The organism is Amycolatopsis sp. Hca4 (genome assembly GCF_013364075.1).
Lineage (GTDB): Bacteria > Actinomycetota > Actinomycetes > Mycobacteriales > Pseudonocardiaceae > Amycolatopsis.
In genome coordinates, this window is sequence record NZ_CP054925.1 from 4,087,089 (window position 1) to 4,112,012 (window position 24,924).

Annotated in this window: 20 protein-coding genes and 1 tRNA gene; 7 read left to right on the forward strand and 14 right to left on the reverse strand. The window is 70.9% G+C overall.

Annotation, left to right across the window (positions count from 1 at the left end; all coding sequences use genetic code 11):
- The first annotated feature begins 3 nt into the window (after positions 1–3).
- The 6 genes from HUT10_RS17725 to iolD are packed head-to-tail and all read left to right on the forward strand — an operon-like array spanning position 4 to position 6,463.
- On the forward strand, positions 4–1,002 hold the full coding sequence (locus HUT10_RS17725) for a sugar ABC transporter substrate-binding protein (RefSeq protein WP_176172235.1): 999 nt from the start codon (positions 4–6) through the stop codon (positions 1,000–1,002).
- Entirely contained in the window at positions 999–2,042 is a 1,044-nt protein-coding gene (locus HUT10_RS17730) for an ABC transporter permease (RefSeq protein ID WP_176172236.1), read from the forward strand. The genes HUT10_RS17725 and HUT10_RS17730 overlap by 4 nt, the downstream gene beginning before the upstream one ends.
- Positions 2,039–2,818: an ATP-binding cassette domain-containing protein gene (locus HUT10_RS17735; RefSeq protein WP_176172237.1), complete on the forward strand. Its 780-nt coding sequence runs from the start codon at positions 2,039–2,041 to the stop codon at positions 2,816–2,818. Before HUT10_RS17730 ends, HUT10_RS17735 begins: the two co-directional genes overlap by 4 nt.
- Positions 2,815–3,744, forward strand: a complete 930-nt coding sequence (gene iolC / locus HUT10_RS17740; RefSeq protein ID WP_176172238.1) for a 5-dehydro-2-deoxygluconokinase — start codon at positions 2,815–2,817, stop codon at positions 3,742–3,744. Before HUT10_RS17735 ends, iolC begins: the two co-directional genes overlap by 4 nt.
- Positions 3,741–4,631 (forward strand): 5-deoxy-glucuronate isomerase, encoded by an 891-nt coding sequence (gene iolB, locus HUT10_RS17745; RefSeq protein WP_176172239.1) that lies wholly within the window; start codon positions 3,741–3,743, stop codon positions 4,629–4,631. The genes iolC and iolB overlap by 4 nt, the downstream gene beginning before the upstream one ends.
- The gene (iolD, locus tag HUT10_RS17750) at positions 4,628–6,463 is read left to right on the forward strand and encodes a 3D-(3,5/4)-trihydroxycyclohexane-1,2-dione acylhydrolase (decyclizing) (RefSeq protein ID WP_176172240.1); all 1,836 of its coding nucleotides are present in this window, start codon (positions 4,628–4,630) and stop codon (positions 6,461–6,463) included. Before iolB ends, iolD begins: the two co-directional genes overlap by 4 nt.
- Here iolD and HUT10_RS17755 read toward each other — a convergent pair.
- The 4 genes from HUT10_RS17755 to HUT10_RS17770 form a co-directional block, all read right to left on the reverse strand.
- The gene (locus HUT10_RS17755; RefSeq protein WP_176172241.1) at positions 6,448–7,401 is read right to left on the reverse strand and encodes a PD40 domain-containing protein; all 954 of its coding nucleotides are present in this window, start codon (positions 7,399–7,401) and stop codon (positions 6,448–6,450) included. The two genes, iolD and HUT10_RS17755, sit on opposite strands and share 16 nt — an antisense overlap.
- On the reverse strand, positions 7,398–8,627 hold the full coding sequence (locus HUT10_RS17760) for an MFS transporter (protein WP_176172242.1): 1,230 nt from the start codon (positions 8,625–8,627) through the stop codon (positions 7,398–7,400). Before HUT10_RS17760 ends, HUT10_RS17755 begins: the two co-directional genes overlap by 4 nt.
- 11 nt (positions 8,628–8,638) lie before the next feature.
- On the reverse strand, positions 8,639–10,192 hold the full coding sequence (locus tag HUT10_RS17765; RefSeq protein ID WP_176177874.1) for a discoidin domain-containing protein: 1,554 nt from the start codon (positions 10,190–10,192) through the stop codon (positions 8,639–8,641).
- Positions 10,193–10,452: 260 nt separating this feature from the next.
- A complete protein-coding gene (locus HUT10_RS17770; RefSeq protein ID WP_176172243.1) occupies positions 10,453–11,022 on the reverse strand; it encodes a TetR/AcrR family transcriptional regulator in 570 nt (189 codons plus the stop codon).
- A gap of 100 nt (positions 11,023–11,122) precedes the next feature.
- On the opposite strand from HUT10_RS17770, the gene HUT10_RS17775 reads away from it, so the two are divergent.
- Positions 11,123–12,172, forward strand: a complete 1,050-nt coding sequence (locus HUT10_RS17775; protein WP_176172244.1) for an aldo/keto reductase — start codon at positions 11,123–11,125, stop codon at positions 12,170–12,172.
- A 125-nt stretch (positions 12,173–12,297) separates the two neighbouring features.
- Here HUT10_RS17775 and HUT10_RS17780 read toward each other — a convergent pair whose 3' ends face one another.
- From HUT10_RS17780 to HUT10_RS17825, 10 genes are all read right to left on the reverse strand, one after another.
- Positions 12,298–13,356 (reverse strand): NAD(P)-binding domain-containing protein, encoded by a 1,059-nt coding sequence (locus tag HUT10_RS17780; protein WP_176177875.1) that lies wholly within the window; start codon positions 13,354–13,356, stop codon positions 12,298–12,300.
- A 324-nt stretch (positions 13,357–13,680) separates the two neighbouring features.
- The gene (locus tag HUT10_RS17785) at positions 13,681–14,775 is read right to left on the reverse strand and encodes a diguanylate cyclase (RefSeq protein ID WP_254896914.1); all 1,095 of its coding nucleotides are present in this window, start codon (positions 14,773–14,775) and stop codon (positions 13,681–13,683) included.
- 757 nt (positions 14,776–15,532) lie between these two features.
- Positions 15,533–16,390 (reverse strand): SRPBCC family protein, encoded by an 858-nt coding sequence (locus HUT10_RS17790; protein WP_176172246.1) that lies wholly within the window; start codon positions 16,388–16,390, stop codon positions 15,533–15,535.
- 87 nt (positions 16,391–16,477) lie between these two features.
- Positions 16,478–17,335 (reverse strand): xanthine dehydrogenase family protein subunit M, encoded by an 858-nt coding sequence (locus HUT10_RS17795; protein ID WP_176172247.1) that lies wholly within the window; start codon positions 17,333–17,335, stop codon positions 16,478–16,480.
- Positions 17,332–19,773, reverse strand: a complete 2,442-nt coding sequence (locus tag HUT10_RS17800) for a xanthine dehydrogenase family protein molybdopterin-binding subunit (RefSeq protein WP_176172248.1) — start codon at positions 19,771–19,773, stop codon at positions 17,332–17,334. The genes HUT10_RS17795 and HUT10_RS17800 overlap by 4 nt, the downstream gene beginning before the upstream one ends.
- Complete coding sequence (locus tag HUT10_RS17805) at positions 19,773–20,297, reverse strand: (2Fe-2S)-binding protein (RefSeq protein WP_176172249.1); 525 nt, start codon at positions 20,295–20,297, stop codon at positions 19,773–19,775. Before HUT10_RS17805 ends, HUT10_RS17800 begins: the two co-directional genes overlap by 1 nt.
- 203 nt (positions 20,298–20,500) lie before the next feature.
- The gene (locus HUT10_RS17810) at positions 20,501–21,613 is read right to left on the reverse strand and encodes an XdhC/CoxI family protein (RefSeq protein WP_176172250.1); all 1,113 of its coding nucleotides are present in this window, start codon (positions 21,611–21,613) and stop codon (positions 20,501–20,503) included.
- Positions 21,606–22,718: a VWA domain-containing protein gene (locus HUT10_RS17815; protein WP_176172251.1), complete on the reverse strand. Its 1,113-nt coding sequence runs from the start codon at positions 22,716–22,718 to the stop codon at positions 21,606–21,608. The genes HUT10_RS17810 and HUT10_RS17815 overlap by 8 nt, the downstream gene beginning before the upstream one ends.
- 23 nt (positions 22,719–22,741) lie before the next feature.
- A tRNA-Arg gene (locus tag HUT10_RS17820) sits at positions 22,742–22,815 on the reverse strand.
- A 307-nt stretch (positions 22,816–23,122) separates the two neighbouring features.
- Positions 23,123–24,892, reverse strand: coding sequence for a hypothetical protein (locus HUT10_RS17825; protein WP_176172252.1), 1,770 nt, complete (start codon positions 24,890–24,892; stop codon positions 23,123–23,125).
- Positions 24,893–24,924 lie beyond the last annotated feature (32 nt).

The following is a 24,924-nucleotide window of genomic DNA, read 5'->3' on the forward strand; positions in this document are numbered from 1 at the left end:
ACTGTGTTCTCTCTCAAGAAGCTGGCGGGCGTGGCGGCGATCGCCGCCGCCGGGCTCGTCCTGTCCGCCTGCAGCGGCCCGACGGCCGACAACTCCAGCAACAGTGCCAGCGGCAGCCCGTCGGCCGCGGCCCCGAGCACCGGCGGCCCGCTCAAGGTCGCCGTGGTCACGCACGGCAGCGCGGGCGACGCCTTCTGGAACGTCGTGAAGAACGGCGCCGAGCAGGCGGGCAAGGACCTGAACGTCGGCGTCGACTACTTCTCCGACGGCGACCCGGGCAACCAGGCCCGGCTGATCGACAACGCGGTCGCGCAGAAGGTCGGCGGCCTGGTCGTCTCGATGGCGAACCCGCAGGCCCTGCAGACGTCGATCCAGAACGCGGTGAAGGCCGGCATCCCGGTCATCACCATCAACTCCGGCGAGGACTTCAGCGCCCAGTTCGGCGCGATCGCGCACGTCGGGCAGAGCGAGGGCCTCGCGGGCCAGGGCGCGGGCCAGCGGCTGAAGGCGGCGGGCAAGACGAAGCTGCTGTGCGTCATCCACGAGGCAGGCAACATCGGCCAGAACCAGCGCTGTGACGGCGCGAAGCAGACCTTCGGCAACGTCACGACGCTGCAGGTCGACATCTCCAACCCGACCGACGCGCAGGCCCGGATCCGCGGCGCGCTGCAGTCCGACCCGTCGATCGACGCCGTGCTGGCGCTGAACTCGCAGGTCGCCGCCCGTGCCGTCGCCGCCGCCAAGGAAGCGAGCTCCAAGGCCCAGGTGGCCACCTTCGACCTGAACGCCGACGTCGTCACGGCCATCAAGGACGGCAGCATCCTCTTCGCCGTCGACCAGCAGCAGTACGAGCAGGGCTACCTGCCGATCGTGTTCCTGAAGCTGTACAAGGAAAACGGCAACACCATCGGCGGTGGCAAGCCCGTCCAGACCGGCCCGGGCTTCGTCGACAAGACCAACATCGACACCATCGCCCCGTACGCGCAGCGCGGCACGCGATGACCGCAGCCATCCAAGCCCAGCCCGACGAGCGCGTCGCGCAGAAGAGCCTGGTCGACCGCCTGGTCGTCCGGCCCGAGATCGGCGCGCTCCTCGGGGCGGTGCTCGTCTTCGCGTTCTTCTCGGTGGTCACCGGCCAGTTCCTCAGCCCGCTGGGCGTGGCGACCTGGCTGGACGACTCCTCGACGCTCGGGATCATGGCCGTCGTGGTCGCGCTGCTCATGGTCGGCGGCGAGTTCGACCTCTCGGCCGGCGTCATGACGGCGTCGACGTCGCTGGTCACCGCGATCCTGGCGACGCAGGCGGGCTGGAACGTCTGGCTCGCGCTGCTGGCGTCGCTGGTGTTCGCGCTCGGCGTCGGCGCGTTCAACGGCTGGCTGGTGATGAAGACCGGGCTGCCCAGCTTCATCGTCACGCTGGGGTCGTTCCTGGCCCTGCAGGGCCTCAACCTCGGCGTGACGCGGCTGGTCACCAACACCGTCCAGGTGTCGGGCATGCGCTCGACCAGCGGCTACGAGTCGGCCGGCGGGCTGTTCGCCTCGACCTTCGACATCGGCGGCACCGAGTTCCAGTCGTCGATCGTCTGGTGGATCGTCGTCACCGCGATCGCCGCGTGGCTGCTGGTGCGGACCCGGTTCGGCAACTGGATCTTCGCCGTCGGCGGGTCGCAGGTGTCGGCCCGCTCGGTCGGCGTGCCGGTGGTGCGCACGAAGATCCTGCTGTTCATGGGCACCGCGCTCGGCGCGTGGCTGGTCGGCTCGATCAACATCCTGCGCTTCGCCAGCGTCCAGGCGAACCAGGGCATCGGGCTGGAGTTCCAGTACATCATCGCCGCGGTGATCGGCGGCTGCCTGCTCACCGGCGGGTTCGGCTCGGCGGTGGGCGCGGCGATCGGCGCGCTGATCTTCGGCATGGCGCGGCAGGGCATCGTGTTCGCGCAGTGGAACAGCGACTGGTTCATGCTGTTCCTCGGCGTCATGCTGCTGGCCGCGGTCCTGGTCAACAACGCCTTCCGGCGCCGCGCGGAGAGGGTACGCCGATGAGCTTGCTGGAAGTCAGGGACATCGGGAAGACCTACGGCAGCGTCATCGCGCTGCGCGAGGTGTCCACTGTGGTCAACGCCGGCGAGGTCACCTGCGTGCTCGGCGACAACGGCGCCGGGAAGTCCACGCTGATCAAGATCCTGGCCGGCGTGCACCAGCACGACCGCGGCGAGTTCCTGGTCGAAGGCGAGCCGGTCCGGTTCTCCTCGCCGCGCGAGGCCCTGGATCGCGGCATCGCGACCGTGTACCAGGACCTCGCCGTGGTCCCGCTGATGAGTGTCTGGCGGAACTTCTTCCTCGGTTCCGAGCCGACGACCGGGTTCGGCCCGTTCAAGATGCTCGACCGGAAGAAAGGCCGCGAGACGACCAAGAAGGCGTTGTCCGACATGGGCATCGACCTGCGGGACGTCGAGCAGCCGGTTGGCACGCTCTCCGGCGGCGAACGCCAGTGCGTGGCGATCGCGCGGGCGGTGTACTTCGGCGCGAAGGTGCTGATCCTCGACGAACCGACGGCGGCGCTGGGTGTCAAGCAGGCCGGGGTGGTGCTGAAGTACGTCGCCCAGGCCCGTGACCGCGGGCTCGGCGTCGTGCTCATCACGCACAACCCGCACCACGCCTACCCGGTGGCCGACCGGTTCCTGCTGCTCAAGCGGGGTGCCGCGCTCGGGTCGTACGAGAAGAAGGACATCGACATCAACGAGCTGACTCGCCAGATGGCGGGCGGTGCCGAACTGGAAGCCCTCGAACACGAGCTGCGGCAGGTGGAAAAGGCGTGAGTCTGGAGGCGTTGACGATCGGCCGGGTCGGGGTGGACCTCTACCCGGAACAGAGCGGCGTGCCGCTGGCCGGGGTCAGCACGTTCGCCAAGTCGCTCGGCGGGACCGCGACCAACGTCGCGGTCGCCGCCGCGCGGCTCGGCCGGCGCACGGCGGTGCTCACCAAGGTCGGCCCGGACGGCTTCGGCGGCTACGTGCGGCAGGCCCTCGACGGCTTCGGCGTCTCGCCGGAGTTCGTGGGCACGGCGCCGGACCTGCAGACGCCGGTCGTGTTCTGCGAGCTGAACCCGCCCGCGGACCCGCCACTGCTGTTCTACCGCTCCCCCATCGCCCCCGATCTGACGCTGACCGACGAGGACGTGCCGTGGGACGTCGTCGAGTCGGTGCCGCTGCTGTGGGTCACCGGCACCGGCGTGTCCGCGGAACCGGCCCGGGCGACCCAGCGGAAGATCCTCGAAGCCCGCGGCCGGCGGGACCACACCGTCCTGGACCTGGACTACCGGCCGATGTTCTGGCCGTCCGCCGAGCAGGCCCGCGCCGAGATCGGCGGGATGCTCGACCACGTCACGGCCGCGGTCGGCAACCGCACCGAGGTGGAGGTGGCCGTCGGCACCGCGGACCCGGACACGGCCGCCGACCGGTTGCTCGAACGCGGCCTCCGGCTGGCCGTGATCAAGAAGGGCGCCGAGGGCGTCCTGGTGGCGACGCCGGAGGGGCGCTCGACCGTGCCGCCGCAACGCGTCGAGGTCGTCTGCGGGCTGGGGGCAGGCGACGGCTTCGGCGGGGCGCTGATCCACGGGCTGCTCTCGGGCTGGGACCCGGTGCGGATCGCCGAGTACGCGAACGCGGCGGGCGCGCTGGTGGCGTCCCGGCTGGCCTGCGCCGACGCCATGCCGACCGCGGCCGAAATCGAGGAGCTGCTGTGAGCAAGCTGCACCGTCCACTCGGGACACTTTCCGACGGCACCGACCCGGTCCGGCTCACCCCGGACACCGCCGGGTGGCGGTACTCCGGGCTGCGGGTGCTCTCCCTGGCTCCCGGCGAAGTGCGGATCCTGCACACCGGCGAGTTCGAGGCGTTCGTGCTGCCGCTGGCCGGGTCCGCGACCGTCCGGGTCGACGGGCAGGTGTTCGAACTCCGCGGCCGTGAGTCGGTCTTCACGCGGGTGACGGACTTCGCGTACGTGCCACGGGAGGCCGAAGTCGAGTTGTCGACAACGGACGGGCTCGAGGTCGCGCTGCCGATGGCCCGCTGCACCCGCCGCCTGGAGGCCGGGTACGGCCCGGCGGAGAACGTCCCGGTCGAGGTCCGCGGCGCCGGGCAGGCGACCCGGCAGGTGACCAACTTCGGCGTACCCGGGGTGTGGGACCACGCCGACAAGCTCAACGCGTGCGAGCTGATCACCCCGGGCGGCAACTGGTCGTCCTACCCGCCGCACAAGCACGACGAGGCGACCGGGTGCGAGGTCGTCAACGAGGAGATCTACTACTTCCGCATCGCCGGCCGCGACGGCGTCACGCCGTCCCGCGAAGGCTTCGGCCTGCACCGGACGTACACGAGCGACGGCGAGCTGGACGAGGACGTCGCCGTGCGCGATCACGACGTCTTCCTCATCCCGCGCGGCTACCACGGGCCGTGCGTGGCCGCGCCGGGTTACCCGATGTACTACCTGAACGTCCTGGCCGGGCCGGCCGAGGAGCGGTCCATGGCGTTCTGCGACGACCCCGCGCACGGCTGGGTCCGCGACACGTGGGCGACGCAGGAGCTGGATCCGCGGTGCCCCGTCACGAGTCACGAAGGGCGTGTGCAGTGAAGCTGACGACGGCTCAGGCGCTGGTCCGCTGGCTCCTCGCCCAGCGCTCGGAAACCCTCGACGGCCGCGAAGTCCCGCTGTTCCCCGGCGTGTTCGCGATCTTCGGGCACGGCAACGTCCTCGGCCTCGGCACCGCGCTGGAGGAGCACCGCGGGGACATCCCGGTCTGGCGCGGGCACACCGAGCAGGGCATGGCGCTGGCCGCGGTCGGGCTGGCGAAGGCCACGCACCGGCGGCAGGTCGGCGTGGCGACGTCGTCGATCGGGCCGGGCGCGCTGAACATGGTCACCGCGGCCGGGGTCGCGCACGCGAACCGGCTGCCGGTGCTGCTGCTGCCGGGCGACACGTTCACCAATCGCGCGCCGGACCCGGTGCTGCAGCAGATCGAGCCGTTCGGCGACGCGACCGCGACGGTGAACGACGCCTTCCGCGCGGTCTCGCGCTACTTCGACCGGATCACCAGGCCCGAGCAGCTGATCTCGACGTTGCCGCAGGTCGCCAGGGTGCTCACGGACCCGGCCGACGCCGGGCCGGTGACCCTCGCCCTGCCGCAGGACGTCCAGGCCGAGACATACGACTTCCCGGACGAACTGTTCGCCCCGGTGACGCACCGGCCGCTGCGCCCGCGCCCGGACCGGCGTTCGGTCACCGAAGCGGCCGGGGTCCTGCGGGCTTCGAAACGGCCGCTGCTGGTGCTCGGCGGCGGCGTCCGGTACTCCGGTGCCGGGCAGCGCGCGCTGGAGTTCGCCGAGCGGCACGGGATCCCGCTCGTGGAGACCACCGCGGGCCGGACGCTGGTGCCGCACGAGCACCCGCTGCACGCGGGCCCGCTCGGCATCACCGGCTCGACGTCGGCGAACGTCCTCGCGGCGGCCGCGGACGTCGTGCTCGCGGTGGGGACGCGGCTGCAGGACTTCACGACGGCGTCCTGGACGGTCTTCTCCCCCGACGTCCGGCTGGTGTCGCTCAACGCGGCCCGGTTCGACGCGGTGAAGCACGGCGCGCTGTCGGTGGTCGGGGACGCCGACGCGGGCCTGACGGATCTCGCCGCCCAGCTGGAGAGCTGGCGGGTCGACTCCTCGTGGACGTCGCGGGCCTCGGCCGAGCGGGCCTCCTGGGACGCGCACATCGACTCGCTGCGCTCGTCCGCCGCGGAGCTGCCGTCGTACGCGCAGGTCGTCGGGGTGGTCAACGATCTCTCGGCGGCGGAGGACTACGTCATGACGGCGTCGGGTGGGCTGCCGGGCGAGCTGATCGGCGGCTGGCGCGGGTCCGGCGCGGTCTCGATGGACGTCGAGTACGGCTTCTCCTGCATGGGTTACGAGCTGTCCGGCGCGTGGGGTGCCGCAATCGCCCACCCGGGTCTGGTGACCACGCTGCTGGGCGACGGCTCGTACCTGATGCTGAACTCGGAGCTGTTCTCGGCCGCGTTCGCCGGTCACCCGTTCGTCGCCGTGGTCTGCGACAACGACGGGTACGCCGTGATCGCGCGGCTGCAGGAGGGCCAGGGCGGGAAGCCGTTCAACAACTTCTACGCCGACTGCACGACCTCGCACGCTTCGCCGCCGCGAGTCGACTTCGCCCGCCACGCGGAGTCACTCGGGTGTGTCGTGTTCAAGGCGTCCACTGTGGACTCTCTGCGGGAGGCGTACGCGTCGGCTCGCGAGGCGGCCGTTTCGGAGCGGCGTCCGGCCGTCGTCGTGGTGAAGACGCAGCCGTCGAGCTGGACCGAAGCCGGGGCGTGGTGGGAGGTCGGCGTGCCGGAGCACCTGGCCGGACGGGAGGAGTTCGAACGCGGGAAGGGCGGTCAGGTGCGCTACCTCGGGTCCTGAGTGACGGCCGGCGACGCCGCCCCGGCGTGGAGCTGCCGCGGCGCGCCGGAGCCGTCCGCCGGGACGGCCCAGACGGCGTTCTCCAGCCCGTAGAGGATCGTGCGGTCGTCCTGCCAGAGGGCCTGGTCGTCGACGCTGCGGGTCTCGGCGAGCTCCGTCTCCTTCAGCGTTCCGAGATCCAGGACGGACAGCCGCCAGGCACCCTCGCCGACCTTCTTCTTGAACGCGACCCGCTTGCCGTCCGGGGACAGCGACGGGCACTCGACGTTCTCGCGGAGGGTCTTGCCCCGGTAGCGCCCGTAGTCGGCTTCGACCAGGTACGTCTTGCCCTTGCTGCCGAGGGTGGCGTAGAAACGGTTGCCGTCGGAGGCGAAGGTGATGCCCCAATAGTTGACGTCGTGGGCGAAGTAGCGTTCGCCGTCCTTGAAGACCGGGAGCTCCTCGATCGTCTTGACCAGCCGTCCGGTCTCGACCTCGTAGAGCCCGGCGCGGGTCGAGAAGCCGGTCTCCGCGTAGGAATCACCCGTGACGAACAGCGTCCAGTAGACGCGCTTGCCGTCCGGCGAGACGCGCGCCCGGCTCGGCGTGCCGGGCAGGGTTTCGGTGTGGCGGACGGCGAGGTGGTCGTCGAGGACGAGGACGTCGGTGATCGCCGGGAGCGTCCCCGGCTTGACCGCCAGGCACACCGCCGTCCCCTTCGCCACCGCGAACCGGTCGCACTTCAGCTCGCCGAGCCGCGGTTTCGCCTGCGGGTCGGCGAGCGGGACGGCCCCGACGCGGCCGGTGGCGGTGTCGCGGAACAGCAGCTGGCCGGGTGCCAGGGTCAGCGCGGCGGCGGGTTCGGCGTCCGCCGTGTCGTGGCGCGCGCTGACCGTGTACGTGACGGCGGCGGCGACCAGCAGGGCCGTGCCGGTGAGGGCGAGGACGAGTTTCTTCACGGGCGCACCGGTTTCGCGAAGGCGGCGGCGAGGGCGACGGCGGCCAGGCAGACCGCGGCGACGAGCACCGCGGGCCGCAGGTCCCACAGCGTCCACGCCAGTCCGAACAGGACGGAGGAGAGCATCCGGGCCACCGCCTGGCCCGTCTGCACCACGGCCAGCCCGGTGGCGCGCAGGCCGGCCGGGACGAGCGGGCCTGCCGCGGCCATCAGGACACCGTCGGTGGCCGCGTAGAACACGCCGTGCAGGGCGAGCGCGACGACGGGGAGCACCGCGTAGGCCGGGCCGCAGAGCAGCACCAGGGCCAGGCACAGGGCCACGTGCCCGCCGAGGAACACCGGCCAGCGGCCGACGCGGTCGGCGAGCTTGCCGAGCGGCACGGCCAGCAGCAGGTAGACCCCGGCGGTGCCCAGCGGCAGCAGCGGGAAGTACGTCGCCGCGATCTCCCAGCGGCGTTGCAGGACGAGGTAGACGAACGAGTCGCCGACCGTCACCAGGCCCAGCAGGGCGGCCCAGAGCGCCACGCGCCGGAAGTCCTGCTGCCGCAGCAGGCCGAACGCGGCCCGTGCGGACACCGCCGCGCGGTCGACGCCGCCGGGCCGGTCGCGGACGAAGAGGGCCAGCAGCAGCACGGCGATGGCCGCGATGCAGAAGCTGGTGAAGAACACGCTGGAGTAGCTGCCGAGGCTCAGCGCGAGCACCGCCATCGCCACCAGCGGGCCGAGGAACGCGCCGACGGTGTCCATCGCCCGGTGCACCCCGAACGACCGGCCGAGGGTGGCCGGCTCGCTGGACAGCGAGATGAGCGCGTCACGCGGGCCGGTGCGCAGGCCCTTGCCGGTGCGGTCGGCGGCGAGGACGACCCCGATGGCCGCGACCGACGATCCGGCCGCGACCAGGCCGAGCTTGCACACCGCGGACAAGCCGTACCCGAACCCGGCGACCGCCTTGAGCCGCCGCCACCGGTCGGCGAGGTGCCCGCCGAGCACCCGCACGACCGCGGTGGCGCCGGCGTAGAGCCCGTCGAGCAGCCCGAACTGCAGCGGGTTCAGGCCGAGACCGAGCACCAGGTAGAGCGGGAGGACGGCGGTGACCATCTCCGACGAGACGTCGGTGACCAGGCTGACCATCCCGAGCGCCAGCACGTTGGCGGACACCCGCTTCAGCGCCGGCTTGCGGTCGGTTCCCGACGCCAGGTCCGAGGTACGGCTTGCCGCGATGTACATGCCCGGGCCTCCTAGTGGCAGGTGTAGGTCGGGCTGCTGTCGAGGACCTTGCCGTCGACGCCGATGAGCTGCGTCTGGAACGTGGTGTCCGTCATCGACAGCTTCAGGACGCCGAAGGTCTTCAGCAGCTTGGCGGTCGTCGCGTGCGCCGGGCTCAGGTCGTACAGGTTGGCGCCGCCGGAGCCGCCGACGATCTCGACCGGGCCTGCCGCGTCGGCCTTGCCGTCGGCGTTCTGCGGGACGAACCGCTCGTAGTCGTGGTCGTGGCCGTTGAGGACGAGGTCGACCTTGTTGGCCACCATCAGGTTCCACAGCTGGATGCTGTCGATGTTGTCGCCGTGGTCACCGGAGCTCCACCGCGGGTGGTGGTAGTACGCGGCGACGCAGCCCTTCTTGTTGTTGGCGAGATCCTGCTTCAGCCAGGTGATCTGGGGCGGCTCGGCGAAGTCGTCGTGGGTGACGAAGTCGTTGGAGTCGAGGGCGATGAAGTGCCAGTTGCCCATTTCCCAGCTGTAGTACCGCTGCCCCTGCGGCTTGGCGATGGCGCCGAAGTACTGCTCGTAGCCGGTGAACTTCGAGTAGGACTCGTGGTTTCCGGGGATCGGGTGCGTGATGTTCTTGAACTTGCCCCAGGTCTTGTCGTAGTAGTTCTTGAAGTCCGACAGGGTGGGTTCGTCGTACTGGTTGTCGCCCATGGTGATCACGGCCGCGGGGTTCATGTTCTCGACGAGCTTCGCGGTCTTGGGGTGGACGCAGCTGGAGCTGCTCGCGGTGCACTGTTCGGCGATGTCACCGGCCGCGGCGAGGACGAACCCGGCGCTCCCGGCCGCGGTCTTGACCGTGATCGGCGTGCCGGCGGCCGAGACGTTCCCCGCGGCGTCGCGGGCGCGCACCGCGTAGGTGTAGCTCGTGGCCGGGGCGAGCCCGGTGTCGGTGTAGGACGTCGTCGCGCTGGTGGCGACGACCGTGCCGTCGCGGAGGATGTCGTACCCGGTGACGCCGACGTTGTCGGTGGCCGCGCTCCAGGTCAACGGGACGCTCGTCGCGGTCGCCGTGCCCGCGGTGAGGCCGACCGGGGTGGTCGGGGCCTGCGTGTCGCCGGAGGAGTCCGTGCTGCCGAAGACCTGCATCTCCCAGAAGGAGTAACCGTAGCTCGTGCCGCGGGTGAGGCCGACGAAGCGCACGAAGCGGCCGCGGGCGGTGAGGCCGCCGAGGTCGTCGATCTTGCCGTCACCGGTGTCGACGGTGGCGGCCGTGGTGAACGACGTGCCGTCGTCGGAGACCTCGATCCGGTACTTCTTGGCGTAGGCGGCTTCCCAGTTGAGGACGACGCGGTGGATGGTCGCGGACTGGCCGAGGTCGATCCGCAGCCACTGCGGGTCGGCGCCCTCGGCGCTGGCCCAGCGGGTGGTGGTGCTGCCGTCGACGGCCTTCGCCCCGGTGTAGGACGAGCTCTCGACGGTCGAGGTGGCCACGGGTTTTCCCTGCGACAGCAGGACATCGGCGGCCTGGGTGGTGGCGGCCGCGGCGATCGCGGACGGCAACAGCACCACGGCGGCGATCACCGGGGTGAGTCGGGCCAATGGGCGTAGTGGGGTGGACGGCACGTCGCGCTCCTTACGGGCCTGGCGGTGGCTGGTGGGCTGCGGCGTCAGGTGAAACTGTTAGGAAAGTTTCCTAACTAAGCGGACTGTAACGAGGCGATCATCGGGCTGACAAGACTTGTCTTGCCCTTGAATCGGTCAAGAGGGTGAGTTTTTCACCGTTTCCGCTGCTCAGAGTACGTGCCGATGAGCGGAACACTGCTCCGTGGGCCGGGATCCGCTCAGCCGGGCGGCACCTGGAGGCCCTGGAAGACGGCCGCGATCAGGCGACGCCCCTGGGCCGCGCCCTCCTCGTTGTTCGCCACGCGCCACAGGAAGCTCATGAGCATGATGATGTCGGCGGGGTCGTGGCCGGGCGCGATGGTGCCCTCGGCCACGCACGCGTCGACGAGCTTCGCGACCGCCTCGGTGGTGGGTGCCCACGACGCGCTGATCAGTTCCTGCGCCGCGGCGCTGTGCAGCGCGTCGCCGAGCCCGTGCTTGATGCGGATGTAGGCGGCGAGGGTTTCGAACCACTCGACGAAGGCGGCCTTGGCGGAGGAATGACGGGCGAGCACTTCGTCGGCGGTGGCCGTGAGGCGTTCGATGTCGTGCTGGTAGGCGCCGAGGATCAGGTCTTCGCGGGTCGGGAAGTGGCGGTAGAGGGTGCCGGCGCCGACGCCGGCGCGCTTGGCGACCTCGCTCAGCGGCACCAGCGGGTTCTCCGCGAACAGCTCGTGGGCGGCCTCGATGATCGCGACGCGGTTGCGCGCGGCGGCCTTGCGCTGGGTGCCGTACGTCCCCTCGGTCATGCCCCGATCATGCCTCATCGTTGACATGCGGAGAATCCTCCGCTAGTTTCGCTCTCAGATGCGGAGAATCCTCCGCGAGTTCCTTCACCAGGAGAACCTCATGCAATACGTGAAGCTCGGCGCCACCGGCCTGGACGTCTCCCCCGTCGCGATCGGCGCGATGAGCTACGGCGAGCCCGATCGCGGTCACCCCGTCTGGTCGCTCGGCGAGGAACAGGCCCGGCCGCTGATCAAGCACGCCCTCGAGGCGGGCATCAACTTCTTCGACACCGCGAACATGTACTCGAACGGGTCCAGCGAAGAGATCCTCGGCCGGGCGCTCAAGGACTTCGCCGACCGCGACGACGTCGTGATCGCCACCAAGCTGCGGCACCCGATGCGCCCGGGACCGAACGGCCGCGGACTGTCCCGCAAGGCGATCATGACCGAGGTCGACCACTCGCTGCGGCGGCTGGGCACGGACTACATCGACCTCTACCAGATCCACCGCAACGACCACGACACGCCGCTGGAGGAGACCCTCGAGGCGCTCAGCGACCTGGTCAAGGCGGGCAAGGTGCGGTACCTGGGTGCGTCGTCGATGTTCGCGTGGGAGTTCGCCAAAGCCCTGCACCTGCAGAAGCAGCACGGCTGGGCGCGGTTCGTGTCCATGCAGGACCACTACAACCTGCTGGCCCGCGAGGAAGAACGCGAAATGATCCCGCTGTGCCTGGACGAGGGCGTCGGCACGATCGTCTGGAGCCCGCTGGCCCGCGGCCGCCTGGCCCGGGCGTGGGACGACGCGAAGGCGACGGCCCGCGCCGGCACCGACGGGGCTTACGCGGACCTGCTGTATTCGCCGGCGGAAGAGGAGTCGAACCGCGCGATCGTGGCGGCGGTCGGGAAGGTGGCGGCGGACCACGGCGGGAGCCGCGCGTCGATCGCCCTGGCCTGGCTGCACCGGCAGCCGGTCGTCACAGCGCCGCTGGTCGGGGCGGGTTCGATCGAGCAGATCGACGACGCGGTGGCCTCGCTGGACGTCTCGCTCAGCGATGACGACGTGCGCGCGCTCACTGCGCCCTATACGCCGCGGTACGACTGGCAGGGCGTCTCGGACGAAGCGACCATGGCGGCGATCCGGGCCCGGGTGCCGGGGATGGCGCTGACGTGAGGCTTTCGTTGCGGCACAACGGGTTCCGATGATCACCCGATTCAGCGATGGTGTTCGCACAGATGTTCGGTAGCGTGGTTTTCATGACCCCTGCACCCCACCCCGTCACCGTCCGGCGAAGACCGTCACCCCAGCAGTTTCCGGATTTCCGCCACCGCGGCCCGGCCGGCCCGGTTGGCTCCGACGGTGCTCGCCGAGGGCCCGTACCCGACCAGGTGCAGGCGTGGTTCGAGCACCACCCGCGTGCCGTCCATGCGGATGCCGCCGCCGGGCTCGCGGATGTGCAGCGGGGCGAGGTGGTCGATCGCCGCGCGGAACCCGGTGGCCCAGAGGATCACGTCGGCGTCGAAGCGCTCGCCGTCCGCCCACACGACACCGTCCGGGGTGATCCGCTCGAACATCGGCCGCCGGTCGAGGATCCCGGCGGCCCGGGCGGCCCGCACTTCGGGCGTCACGGCCAGATCGGTCACGCTGACCACGCTTTCGGGCGGCAGCCCGGCCCGCACCCGTTCGTCGACCTTGGCGACGGCGTGGCGTCCCCAGTCCTCGCTGAAGGGCTCGTCCCGCCACACGGGCGGCCGCCGCGTGACCCAGGCGGTCGCGCGGGCGAGCGGGGCGAACTCCATGAGCAGCTGAACGGCGGAGGCCCCACCGCCGACCACGACGACCCGCCGGCCGCGGAAGTCTTCGGGCCCGCCGTAGTCGGCGGTGTGCAGCTGCCGCCCGGCGAAGGTCTCCTGTCCGGGATAGCGCGGCCAGAAGGGCCGGTCCCAGGTCCCGGTGGCACTGATAACGGCCTTGGCGGCCCACGACTCGGCGGGGCTCGAGACGACCAGCCGGTCCCCCGCCCGCGTCACGGACTGCACATCGACGGGCCGAAGCACGGGAAGGTCGTAAACGCTTTCGAAGCGCGCAAAGTACTCGGAAACGACTTCGGAGGCGGGCCGCGTCACGTCCGGAGTACCGAAGGCCATGCCGGGCAGATCATGAATGCCATGCACTTTCCCGAGAACGAGCGACGGCCACCGGTACTGCCAGGCACCCCCGGCCCGCTTGCCGTGATCGAGAACAACAAACCCGCTGCGGTTGGCAAACCCCGCCCGCCGCAGGTGGTAGGCAGCAGAGAGGCCAGCTTGCCCAGCCCCGACGACCACAACATCGGTCTCGTGATCCGCGCGGTCCATAGAGGGTCCAACAACAACCACGCCGGCATATTTCGCGCCGTCCATCACAGCGTCGGAGTTCCGACTCCAGTCACCTAGCCTCCGGCGGGTTCCCCGTGCGCCTCCGGGCCGCCGGAAACCCAGCCGGCCCCCGGACGCCGGGCACCTGCGCACCCCGGTTCGGCCTGCGTCTCTTCACCGGAAGCCCGTGCCCCGGCGTCTATGACCTCTGCCCCCCGGCACCTACGTGCCCACCGGAAGCCCCCGAGCCAGCGCTGGCCCCGTCGCAGGCGGCGTCAGCACCTGGCCGCGCTCCGGCTCACCTCCGAACATCGTCCGGCCGTGCTACACGGCAACCCGGTTCCGACCGGCCTCCTTGGCGCGATACAACGCCGCATCAGCGGTGCGGAGAACGTTATCCAGCGTCGGCCCCGCGTCCGGATACCGCGCCACCCCGATCGAAACCGAAAGGCCACTCACCCGAACCGTCCCGCCACCCGTCGAAATCACCACGTTCAGCTCACCCACCGCCACCCGCACCCGCTCGGCGATCGCCAGCACGTCCGCGCGCCCGATGCCCGGCAGCAGCACCACGAACTCCTCGCCCCCGAACCGGCCCACTGTGTCGCCCTGGCGCACCGAACCGGAGATCGCCACCGCCACGGCGGCCAGCACGTCGTCGCCGGTCAGGTGCCCGTAGGTGTCGTTGATCCGCTTGAAGTGGTCCAAGTCGATCATCAACACCGCAAAGCCCCCACCGGCGCGGCGCTGGGCGCGGACATGCTCCCGCGCCGCGGCTTCATGCCACCCGGCGGTGTTGAGCAGCCCGGTCTTCTCGTCCGTCACGGCCGTGACCTGCAGTTGCTGCTTCAGCAGCAGGTAGCGGTGCAGCAACAGCAAGGGAGCCACGACGAACACCACCAGCACCGGCTGCTCGACCAGCGCCAGGGCCGCGAGCCCGCCCAGGCAGAGGGTCGCCAGCTCGAAAGCGTTGTCCTCCCAGGTCCCGACGAGGTCGGCCGCCGACCGCTGGCTGGTGTAGAGGTAGATGCCGGCCGCCACCAGGCCGACGTTGACCAGCTCGAAAACAGCGGCCGCCAGGCACAGCGCGAACACCCCACGCGGCGTCTGCAACGGCGTCCCGTGCAAGCCCAGAACAGCAAGAACGGAGGAAGCAGCGAAGCAGGAAAGCATCGCCCAGGCCGTGCTCGCGACGAAGCGGTGCGCGGGCCGCGTCCGCACCTGACGCCACACGCGCACCCACAGGTGGGTGTAGAGCACAACGGCGAGCAGCGCCACCCAAGCCGGCGGCAGCAGCACGACACCGGCGAGGTACCAGACGGAGGTGACGTTGATGTGCGTCTGCCCGCTCATCCACCGCCGCAACCGCTCGATCCGCCGCGACATCTCGGCCTGCGCCACCCCGAGCGCCACGAGCACGGCAAACCACCCGGGCCGCACGGGTCCACCGAACCCCCCGGCCAGCGCAGCCCCGGTAGCGACGACGGCGACGAGTTCACAACCGAGCGCATAGGCGATCCAGCGGGTCTTCGCCCCACCCCACATCGCCCACCGAGCAGGCCACCCGGACCAGGCGGAAAGCGCTCCCCGCCGCACGGCGACCTGGGCTCTCAAGAGCCGAAGCCACAAACGTGACGGACCGGCATCGTGACGTACCCCTCGCGCAGAGTTCAGCCAACCAGGTAGCCCAGCGTAGCCGTTCCAACGACGCCCGTCGCCAGTCCGGGCGAATTGCGGGCAACACCCCTGCCCAAAGACCCGCGCAGGGTAGAAAGCCACAGCTCAGCGCCCCACAAACGGATCACGCCCAACCCGCCCGACGCTGAGGCCCGCCACGCAGCCCCAGCCCAGATGGAGCCGTCACAGCCGGGCAGCTCGCCACCACCGCAGGCCGACTTGAGCCGCTGTGGCCGCCCCTCTTCGTGGCATCACCGAAGCGCGCCGGCCGAGCCGCCGCGAGATCAGCCCACCTGCGCGGGCACTCCCAACCCCAGCCGGCCGCGCAAGGTGAACCGACGCAGCCCGAATCTCTTCACCGAAGCGCGCCGGCCGAGCCATCTCCGCGGGTTCAGTCCGCCTGCGCGAGCACCCCAACCCCAGCCGCCCGCGCAAGGCGGACCGTCGCAGCCCGCACCCATCGCTGAAGCGCGTTTGGCCGAGCCGTTGGCGGGGTGGCTTACTTGCGCAGGGCTCGGATGACTGCCACCAGGCCCACCACCGCGGCGATCGCGACCAGGACCGGGACTACCCGCTTGAGCACCGACTGCCCCGCGTAGTCGAGCAAGTCGATTGCCTCGGTCTCCGGGGGTGCCGGGACGCTGTGCAGTGCCGGGCGGTCCGCCGCCGGCTTGGGCTTCGGCTCCGTGTTGATCTCCGGGGTGGTCGGGGCCGGCTTGACCTTCGGCTGGGGCTTGGCCGCCGGATCGGCTGCGGCCGCCGGGGCAGGGTCCGCCGCCGCGGATGCCGCCGGATCGGCGCTCGCCGCGGATGCCGATTTCGAAGTCGAACCCGAGGCCGCAGAAGCCGAAGCCGCCGCGGAAGTGGCAGTCGATTCCGAAGCTGCCGGGGCCGCAGATGCGTCGGGTGCCGCCGCCGGGGTCAGTTTGCCCGACAAACACCCCGCGAACGTGTCCAGGATCTTCCCGCCCACCTCGCTGATCAGCCCCCGCCCGAACTGGGCGGGCTTGCCCGTGATCGCCAGGTCCGTCGCCACCGACCCGTGGGTTCCAGTGGACGTCTCCGTCAACGTCAGCGTCACCGTCGCCGCCGCCGTGCCCGCTCCTCGGGAGTCCTTGCCCGAGGCCTTGATCGTCACCTTGTGGGCCGCTTCGTCCTTCTCCAGGAACTCACCGTTGCCCTTGTACAGCAAGGAAATCGGCCCCAGCTTGACCTTCACCGTTCCGCTGAACCGGTCACCCTCGACCTTGGTCAACGTGGCTCCCGGCATGCACGGGGCCACTCGCTCCGGATCGACGACCGCCTGCCAGACCTCGCCGATCGGCGCCGGGACGGTGAATTCGTGGTCGAGCCGCACGGGCCGACCTCCTTCCTGATGACGACGGGGGTCCGGTGCCCACCCTAGCCGCCGGGCGGCGGCCCGGGTGGGCGAAACCGGACTCCCTCAGGCGCCGGCCGCCGCCGCCGCGATGGCGCGGCCCGTGAGGACCTGCGCGAGGTGGCGGCGGTACTCGACGTCGGCATTGCCGTCCACCGGCGGGTTCGTTCCCTCCGCCGCGTGCGAAGCCGCCGCGGCGATCGCGTCCGCCGAGGCCTGGACGCCGACCAGGGCCGCCTCGACGCCCGAGGCGCGGACGGGGGTCGAGCCCATGTTCGTCAGCGCAACCCGGGCCTCCTCGATCACCCCCGCCTCGGTACGGACGGTGACCGCGACCGCCACCATCGACCACGCCTGGGCGACGCGGTTGAACTTCTCGTAGTGCGCCCGCCACCCCGTGTGCTTGGGGATGCGGACCTCGACCAGCAGCTCGTCCGGCGCCAGCGCGGTGGTGAACAGGTCGCGGAAGAACTCCGCGGCCGGCACCGTGCGCCGTCCCGCCGGCCCGGCCAGCACCAGGGACGCGTCCAGCGCCAGCACCGGCGCCAGCAGGTCGCCGGCCGGGTCGGCGTGGGCGATCGCGCCGCCCAGCGTCCCGCGGTGGCGGATCTGCGGGTCGGCCACCGTGTCGGTCGCTTCCTTGAGCAACGCCGCGTGCGAGGCCACCAACGCGTCCCGCTGGACGTCGTAGTGCGTGGTCATCGCGCCGATCACCAGCTCGTCGCCCTCTTCGCGGACGCCGCGCAGTTCGGCGACGCGGCCGAGGTCGATCAGCGTGGTCGGCGCCGCCAGGCGCATCCGCAGCACCGGCAGCAGGCTCTGCCCGCCCGCCAGCACCTTGGCGTCCTCGCCCGCCGCCGCCAGTGCCTGCACCGCTTCGTCCACTGTGGACGGGCGGACGTAGTCGAAGGGAGCCGGGATCACTGCGCACCTCCGGTGGCGTCGATCGAACCGAGGCCGCCACCGGCTTCGCCGCGGCCGGGGCCGCCCGCGTCGGTGGTGCCGTGCTGGATGGCGTGCCAGACCCGCATCGGGGTCAGCGGCATCTCGATGTCGTTCACGCCGAACTGGCGCACGGCGTCGACCACCGCGTTGACCACCGCCGGGGTGGACGCGATGGTGCCCGCCTCGCCGACGCCCTTGGCGCCGAGCGGGTTGGACGTCGCCGGTGTCTCCGTGCGGTCGGTGGTGAACGACGGGAGGTCGGCCGCCGACGGCAGCAGGTAGTCGGCGAACGTGCCGGTCGTCAGCGTGCCGCTTTCGTCGTGCTCGGTGCCCTCGAACAACGCCTGCGCGATGCCCTGCGCGAGCCCGCCGTGCACCTGGCCTTCGACGATCAGCGGGTTCACCGCGACGCCGACGTCGTCGACGCAGACGTACGAGCGCAGCTTGACCCGGCCCGTCTCGGTGTCCACCTCGGCCGCGCACAGGTGCGTGCCGTGCGGGAACGAGAAGTTCTCCGGGTCGAACGTCGCGTCCGAGTCGAGCGACGGCTCGACGCCGTCGGGCAGGTTGTGCGCCGCGAACACCGCGAGCGCCACGTCGGCCAGCGTCGTGGACGTGTCCGTGCCCTTCACCGTGAACTTGCCGCCGGCGAACTCGAGGTCGTCCTCGGCGCATTCGAGCAGGTGCGCGGCGATCGGCTTGGCCTTCGCGACCACCTTCTCCGCGGCCTTGATGACCGCGATCCCGCCGACCACGAGCGACCGCGAGCCGTAGGTGTCCATGCCCTTGTGCGACGACTGGGTGTCGCCGTGCAGGATTTCGACGTCCTCGAACGCGACGCCGAGCTGGTCGGCGACGATCTGGCTCCACGCCGTTTCGTGGCCCTGGCCGTGCGCGGACGCACCCGTCGTCACCTCGACCTTGCCGGTGGGCAGCATCCGGATCGACGCGTACTCCCAGCCGCCGGCGCCGTAGTCGAGCGAGCCGAGCACCCGCGACGGCGCGAGCCCGCACATCTCGGTGAACGTCGAGATGCCGATGCCGAGCTGGACCTTGTCCTTCGACGCGCGGCGCTTCTCCTGCTCGGCGCGCAGGCCGTCGTAGTCGAAGAGCTGCTTGGCCTTCTCGGTGGCGGCCTCGTAGTTGCCCGAGTCGTAGGTCAGCCCGCACACGGTCGTGAACGGGAACTCCTCGTGCTTGATCCAGTTCTTCTCGCGCAGTTCCAGCGGGTCCATGCCGAGCTCGACGGCCAGCTCGTCCATGATCCGCTCGATCGCGAACGTCGCCTCCGGGCGGCCGGCGCCGCGGTAGGCGTCGGTCAGCGTGGTCGTCGTGTACACGTTGGTGCACGCGAAGTGGTACGCCGGGATCTTGTAGATCGCGTTGAACATGAACGCGCCGAGGATCGGCACGCCCGGCCCGACCAGGCCGTTGTACGCGCCGAGGTTGGCGAGCAGCTCGACCTTGAGACCGGTGACCTGGCCGTCGCGGGTCGCCGAGATGGTGATGTCCTGGATCTGGTCGCGGCCGTGGTGCGCGGCGAGCATGGTCTCCGACCGCGACTCGTTCCACTTGACCGGCTTGCCGAGCTTCTGCGCGACGAGCAGCGACATCATCTCTTCGGGCAGGACGCCGATCTTGCCGCCGAAGCCGCCACCGACGTCCGGGGCGATCACCCGCAGCTTGTGCTCGGGGATGCCGAGCGTCAGCGCCGACATCACGCGCAGGATGTGCGGGACCTGGGTGGCCGCCCACATGGTGATCTGCGTGCCGGTCGGGTCGACGACGCAGGCGCGCGGCTCCATGAACGCCGGGACGAGCCGTTGCTGGCGGAAGCGGCGCTTGAGCACGACCTCCGACGAGCTGATCGCGTCCTCGACGTTGCCGCCGGTGCCTGCCTCGCCCGAGTCGAACTTCCAGACCGCGCTCGTGTTGGTGCCCAGGTCCTCGTGGACGAGAGAAGCCCCATCCGCGATCGCGGCTTCCATGTCGAGGATGACCGGCAGTTCGTCGTACTCGACGTCGATCTCCTCGAGCGCGTCGTGCGCTTCGGCGGACGTCCGCGCGACGACGACCGCGACGCCCTCACCGGCGAAGTTCACCGTGTCGGACGCGAGGACGGGACGGCGCGGTGCCTTCATGTCGGGCGTGATCGGCCAGGCGCAGGGCATGCCGATCGCGCCGTCCGGGTCGAGGTCCTTGCCGGTGTAGACGGCGACGACCCCGGACGCGCTCTTCGCCGCGGACGTGTCGATCGAGACGATCTTGGCGTGCGCGAACGGGCTGCGCAGGACCGCCATGTGCAGCATTCCGGGCAGCGTGATGTTGTCGGTCCAGCGGGTGCGGCCGGTGATCAGCCGCTCGTCCTCCTTGCGGCGGCGGGCCTTGCCGACCTCCGGTTCGATCGTCGCGGTCATCAGTCACCACCCACGCCGACGTGCTTGGTTTCGGTGATCCGCTCGGCTTCGGGTCCGGCGCCGGGGCTCATGTGCTGGGCGGCGTCGCGGACCGCGCGGACGATGTTCTGGTAGCCGGTGCAGCGGCAGAGGTTGCCTTCGAGACCTTCGCGGACGGCCTGTTCGTCCGGGTCCGGGTTGTCGGCCAGGAGGTCGATCGACTGCATGATCATGCCGGGGGTGCAGAACCCGCACTGCAGCGCGTGGTTGTCGTTGAAGGCCTTCTGCACCGGGTGCAGCTGCCCGTCGCGGGCGAGGCCTTCGATGGTGGTGACCTCGCAGCCGTCGGCCTGCACGGCCAGCACGGAGCAGGACTTCACGCTGTGCCCGTCGAGGTGGACGGTGCAGGCGCCGCAGTTGCTGGTGTCGCAGCCGACGACGGTGCCGACCTTCCCGAGTTTTTCCCGTAGGTGGTGCACGAGGAGGGTGCGGGGTTCGACTTCGTCGGTGTACTTGGTCCCGTCGACGGTGACGGTGATGCGCATCAGGCCTCCAAAAGCCGGCTCGGAATCGGCCTGCCCGACCGTGATCGGGCTCACAAACCCCGAGCGTGCTACGCGCCCTTCGCGTCGACAAGCCCTGATGTCACACGTTCAACTACCCGTTCCGCAGATACGCGTGCAAACGCGACGCAACTCCGAAGGTGCGGAGTTCCGGATGGGTGAACTTTATCGGCCGGCTGGATCAGTCAGCCGTGAATCCGTCCCGAGAGCTCGGCGAGCCGCTTCCCGCCGCCGCCCCACCGCAGCGCGATGATCTCCGCGGCGATCGACACGGCCGTCTCCTCCGGCGTGCGCGCGCCGAGGTCGAGACCGATCGGCGACGCCAGCCTTTCCAGCTCCGCCTCGGTGATCCCGGCCTCGCGCAGCCGCGCGAACCGGTCGTCGTGGGTCTTGCGGGACCCCATCGCGCCGACGTACCCGACGTCCAGGCGCAGCGCCACCTCCAGCAGCGGCACGTCGAACTTCGGGTCGTGGGTCAGCACCGCGATCGCCGTCCGCTGGTCGATCCGGCCCGCGTCCGCTTCCGCCTGCAGGTACCGGTGCGGCCAGTCGACGACGACGTCGTGCGCGTCCGGGAACCGGCTGGTGGTGGCGAACACCGGCCGCGCGTCGCAGACCGTGACCTGGTAGCCGAGGTAGGCGCCCATGCGGGCCATCGCGGCGGCGAAGTCGATCGCGCCGAAGACCAGCAGCCGCGGCGGCGGCTCGAACGAGTTGACGAACACCGCCATGCCCTCGCCGCGGCGCTGCCCGTCCGGGCCGTAGTGCAGGGTGCCGGTGCGGCCGCTGGCCAGCAGGCCGCGCGCGTCGTCGGCCACCGCGTCGTCCATCCGCGACGAGCCCAGCGAGCCCGCGGTGCGGTCCGGCCAGACGATCATGTGCTCGCCGACCAGGCCTTCGCGCTCGTGCTCGATGATCGTGACGACCGCGACCGGCTCGCCGCCGCGGACCGACGCGACGACGTCGCCGAGCTCCGGCATCGACGTGCGGTCGACGTGCTCGACGTAGATGTCGATGATCCCGCCGCAGGTCAGGCCGACCGCGAAGGCGTCGTCGTCGCTGACGCCGTACCGCTGCAGCACCGGCTTGCGCTCGGCGACGACCTCCTGCGCCAGTTCGTAGACCGCGCCCTCGACGCAGCCGCCGGACACGCTGCCGGCGACGGTGCCGTCCGGCGCGACGACCATCGCGGCGCCCGGCGCGCGCGGCGCCGACGAGAAGGTGGCGACCACGGTGCCGAGCCCGACGGTCTCGCCCGCGGACCAGCGGCGGAACACGTCGTCCAGTACGTCACGCATCGGAAATCTCCCCGAGCAGTCGTTCCAAGGTGGCCAGGGTGTGCCCGGCCAGGAGCCGGTCGATGTGGGGCAGCGCGGCCACGATGCCCGACTGGACCGGAGCGTAGCCCGCACGGCCGGCGTGCGGATTCACCCAGAATACGGCGTGCGCGAGCCGGCGCAGGTGCGCGAGCTGTTCGCCGAGCAGGCCGGTGTCGCCGCGTTCCCAGCCGTCGGAGAACACCGTGACCACCGCGCGGCGCGCCACGCCGCGCCGGCCCCAGCGGTCGAGGAACGCCTGGAGCGTCTCCCCCAGCCGGGTGCCGCCGGCGAAGTCCGGCACGGCCGCGCCCGCGGCGAGCATCGCGCGCTCCGGGTCGCGCTGCCGCAGCTGGCGCGACACCCGGGTGAGCCGGGTGCCGAGCGTGAACACCTCGACGGACGGTGGCGCGGCCCGCGTCAGGACGTGGGCGAACCGTAGGAGGGCGTCGGCGTACGGGCTCATCGAGCCGGAGACGTCGATGAGCAGAACGACCCGTCGCGGTCGGTTGCCGCGGCGGGCGTGCACGAGCTTGAGGGGTTCGCCGCCGCTGGCCAGCATGGCGCGGAGCGTGCGCGACGGGTCGAGCCGCCCGCGCCGGGACGGCGTCCGCCGGGTGGCCGGGCGCTTCGGGAGGACAGGCTTGAGGCTGGCCAGCAGTTCGCGAAGGTGTTCGCGCTCGGCGGTGGTGAGTTCGGCGAGGTCGCGGTGACGCAGGACTTCGTGGGCGCTGGCGGCGACTTTCAGCTGGTCCTGGCCTTCGCCGCCCTCACCGTCACCACCGCCGGCTTCCCCGAGCGGGGCGATCCTGGCCTGCTTGGGCGCGGCCGTCGTCGCGCGGCGCGGGGTGCTGGTCTCGATGGAAAACCACTGGCTGAAGGCTTCTTCGTAGCACGGCAGGTCGTCCGGGCTGGAGCAGAGCGTGAGCCGCCCGGCCCAGTACAGCTGGGTGGGCTCGGCGACGTCGATCTCCGCCACGGCGGTGAGGTACGCCTGCACGCGGTGCGCATCGCAGGCCACACCGGCTTCGCGCAACGCGGCGGCGAACCCGGCGTACCCGGCGACGGGATCGGCGACGGTGGTCATGCATCCATTGTGCGCCTGTTCGGCGTCCCGGCGAGGAGTCGAACCTCGGACCTCGGCGTTCGTAGCGCCGCGCTCTGTCCTGCTGAGCTACCGGGACAAGGGCGGTCTGCGCACACGCCCCTCCCCGGACGGGCGCGCAGACCGCGCTCTTCGCCGCGGCCGACCCAAGGTAGCGGCGGGTGGGCGCGAAGAGCCTTCGGAAAGAAAGGGGATTTTCAGCGAACGCGGGAGATCGCGCCGCAGAGGTTCCGGTCTGGCCGTCGGGTCACGATCTCCTCCTCTCGGTGTGGCGTGCTGTGCTGGGGAAAAGAATGCCCGAGTGCGCCGCGGGCGGCAACGCAATTAAAAACGCCCGCCTCGACGGTCCTTTGTGGACCGTCGAGGCGGGCGCCGGGGTACTGCGGTCAGGCGGCGGCCTTGAAGCCGGGCTGGATGTTCGCGCAGCCGCGCAGGCCTGCGGTTTTGTTGAGTTCCAGTACCGGCGGCAGCGTCTTCTGGGTGTACGCCTTGAGTTCGGCCAGCTTCGCGTCGTCGAACAGGTCGCGCCGGACGTGGTAGCTGACCCAGTTGCGCGAATCGATGGTCAGGTTGCCGATCGGCGGGTTGACGAAGATCGTCGCGTATTCGCTCTCGAACCGCGGGTCCTTGTCGAAGCCCAGGGTGGTGATCCACGAGCCGATGAACGTGATCAGCTCGGGCTTCTCCTGGTTGAAGACGTAGTTGCGGACCCCGGTCACGTCGGACTCGTGCAGGTAGTCGGCGACCTGCTTGTCGCCGAGGCCGGCCAGGTCGAGCACCCGCAGGCGGCTGCCCAGCGACGTCCCGCCGAGGTCGATCAGGCCGACCTGGGCGGAGTCGGGGAGCTTGAGGATGTCCGCGAGGCCGTTGATGGTCCGGGCGTCGCGCTCGGCGACGATGCAGAACGCGGTCTTGACGTTGGCGCGGTAGGACGTGCCCTGGTCGTAGAGCCCGCTCACCGAGCTGATCAGCGCCACCACCAGCAGGCAGGCGAGCGCGATCCGGCCGCGCAGCCGGGCCGCGGCCAGCGCCTCGACGACCACGATCGCGCCGCCGAAGGCACCGAGCGTCCAGACCGGGGTGGCGAACCGCAGCTGCCCCATCCAGTCGAACTCGAGCACGATGTAGGCGACCACGGTGAGGCCGAACGGCACCATCAGGGCGATCAGCCCGGTGCGCAGCCGCGACGGCCGGACCATCAGCATGACCAGGCACGCGACGGCGACCGCGACGATCAGCCAGCCGACGTAGGAGACGATCTCGCCGGGACGGGCGAGGTCCTCGACGGTCGGCGGCTCCTGTCCCTTCGCGACGGCGGTGTTCGGGACCAGCCGGCCGAATTCGAACCAGCGGAAGACCATGTACGCCCCATACGGGACGGCGAAGCCGACGACGGAGAAGACGACCGCGCGCACGCTCCGGCCGAGCAGCTCCCGCTTGAGGAACAGCAGCACGGCGATCGGGTAGGCACCGGCGTAGATGATGCCGTCGGGCCGGGTCAGCGCGGCCAGCATCGCGATCAGCCCGGTGCCGACGGCGACCTGGGTGTCGAGAAGCCGTCCGCTGTGGACCGCGCGCACGATGACCACCGCGAGCGCGGCGACCGTCAGCGCGTAGAAGGAGTTCTCCAGCCCGGAGAAGCACCAGATGACGAAGGACGGGATCGCGGCGAGCGCGGCCCCGGCGACGAAGGTGATCAGCGCCGGGCGGCGGCTGAGCACCTTCGCGCCGAAGTAGAAGAGCACGAGGACGGCGGCGCAGCAGAGCAGCGCGAGCGCCTTCGGGAAGAGGATCTGGTCGTTGACGCCGAAGAGCGTCCCGTGGTCGAAGAGGCCGACCAGCTTGCCGAGGGCGATCAGGACCATCCAGGTCGGGTTCGAGTACCCCTCGACCGGCGCGGCGCCGGGCTGGAGCACCGGCCCGAAGCCGTCGGCCAGGTTGCGCGAGTAGGCGAACGTGATGGCCGAGTCGTCGATCAGCCAGTGCCCGTAGAAGCTGGCGTGCACGGCGATCAGGGCCGTGCCGCCGAGCACCGCGGCGACCGCGGCAAGCCTGCCCCGCCAGTCCCGGCGCGCGGTCGCTGTCCCGGCCGGGCCCGGCCGCTCCGGCTCCGCATCGGACGGCGGTCTCGTGTCCGTCGTCTCCGCCACGCTCATCCGAAGGTACTCCCTCGCCTCGACCCAACCCG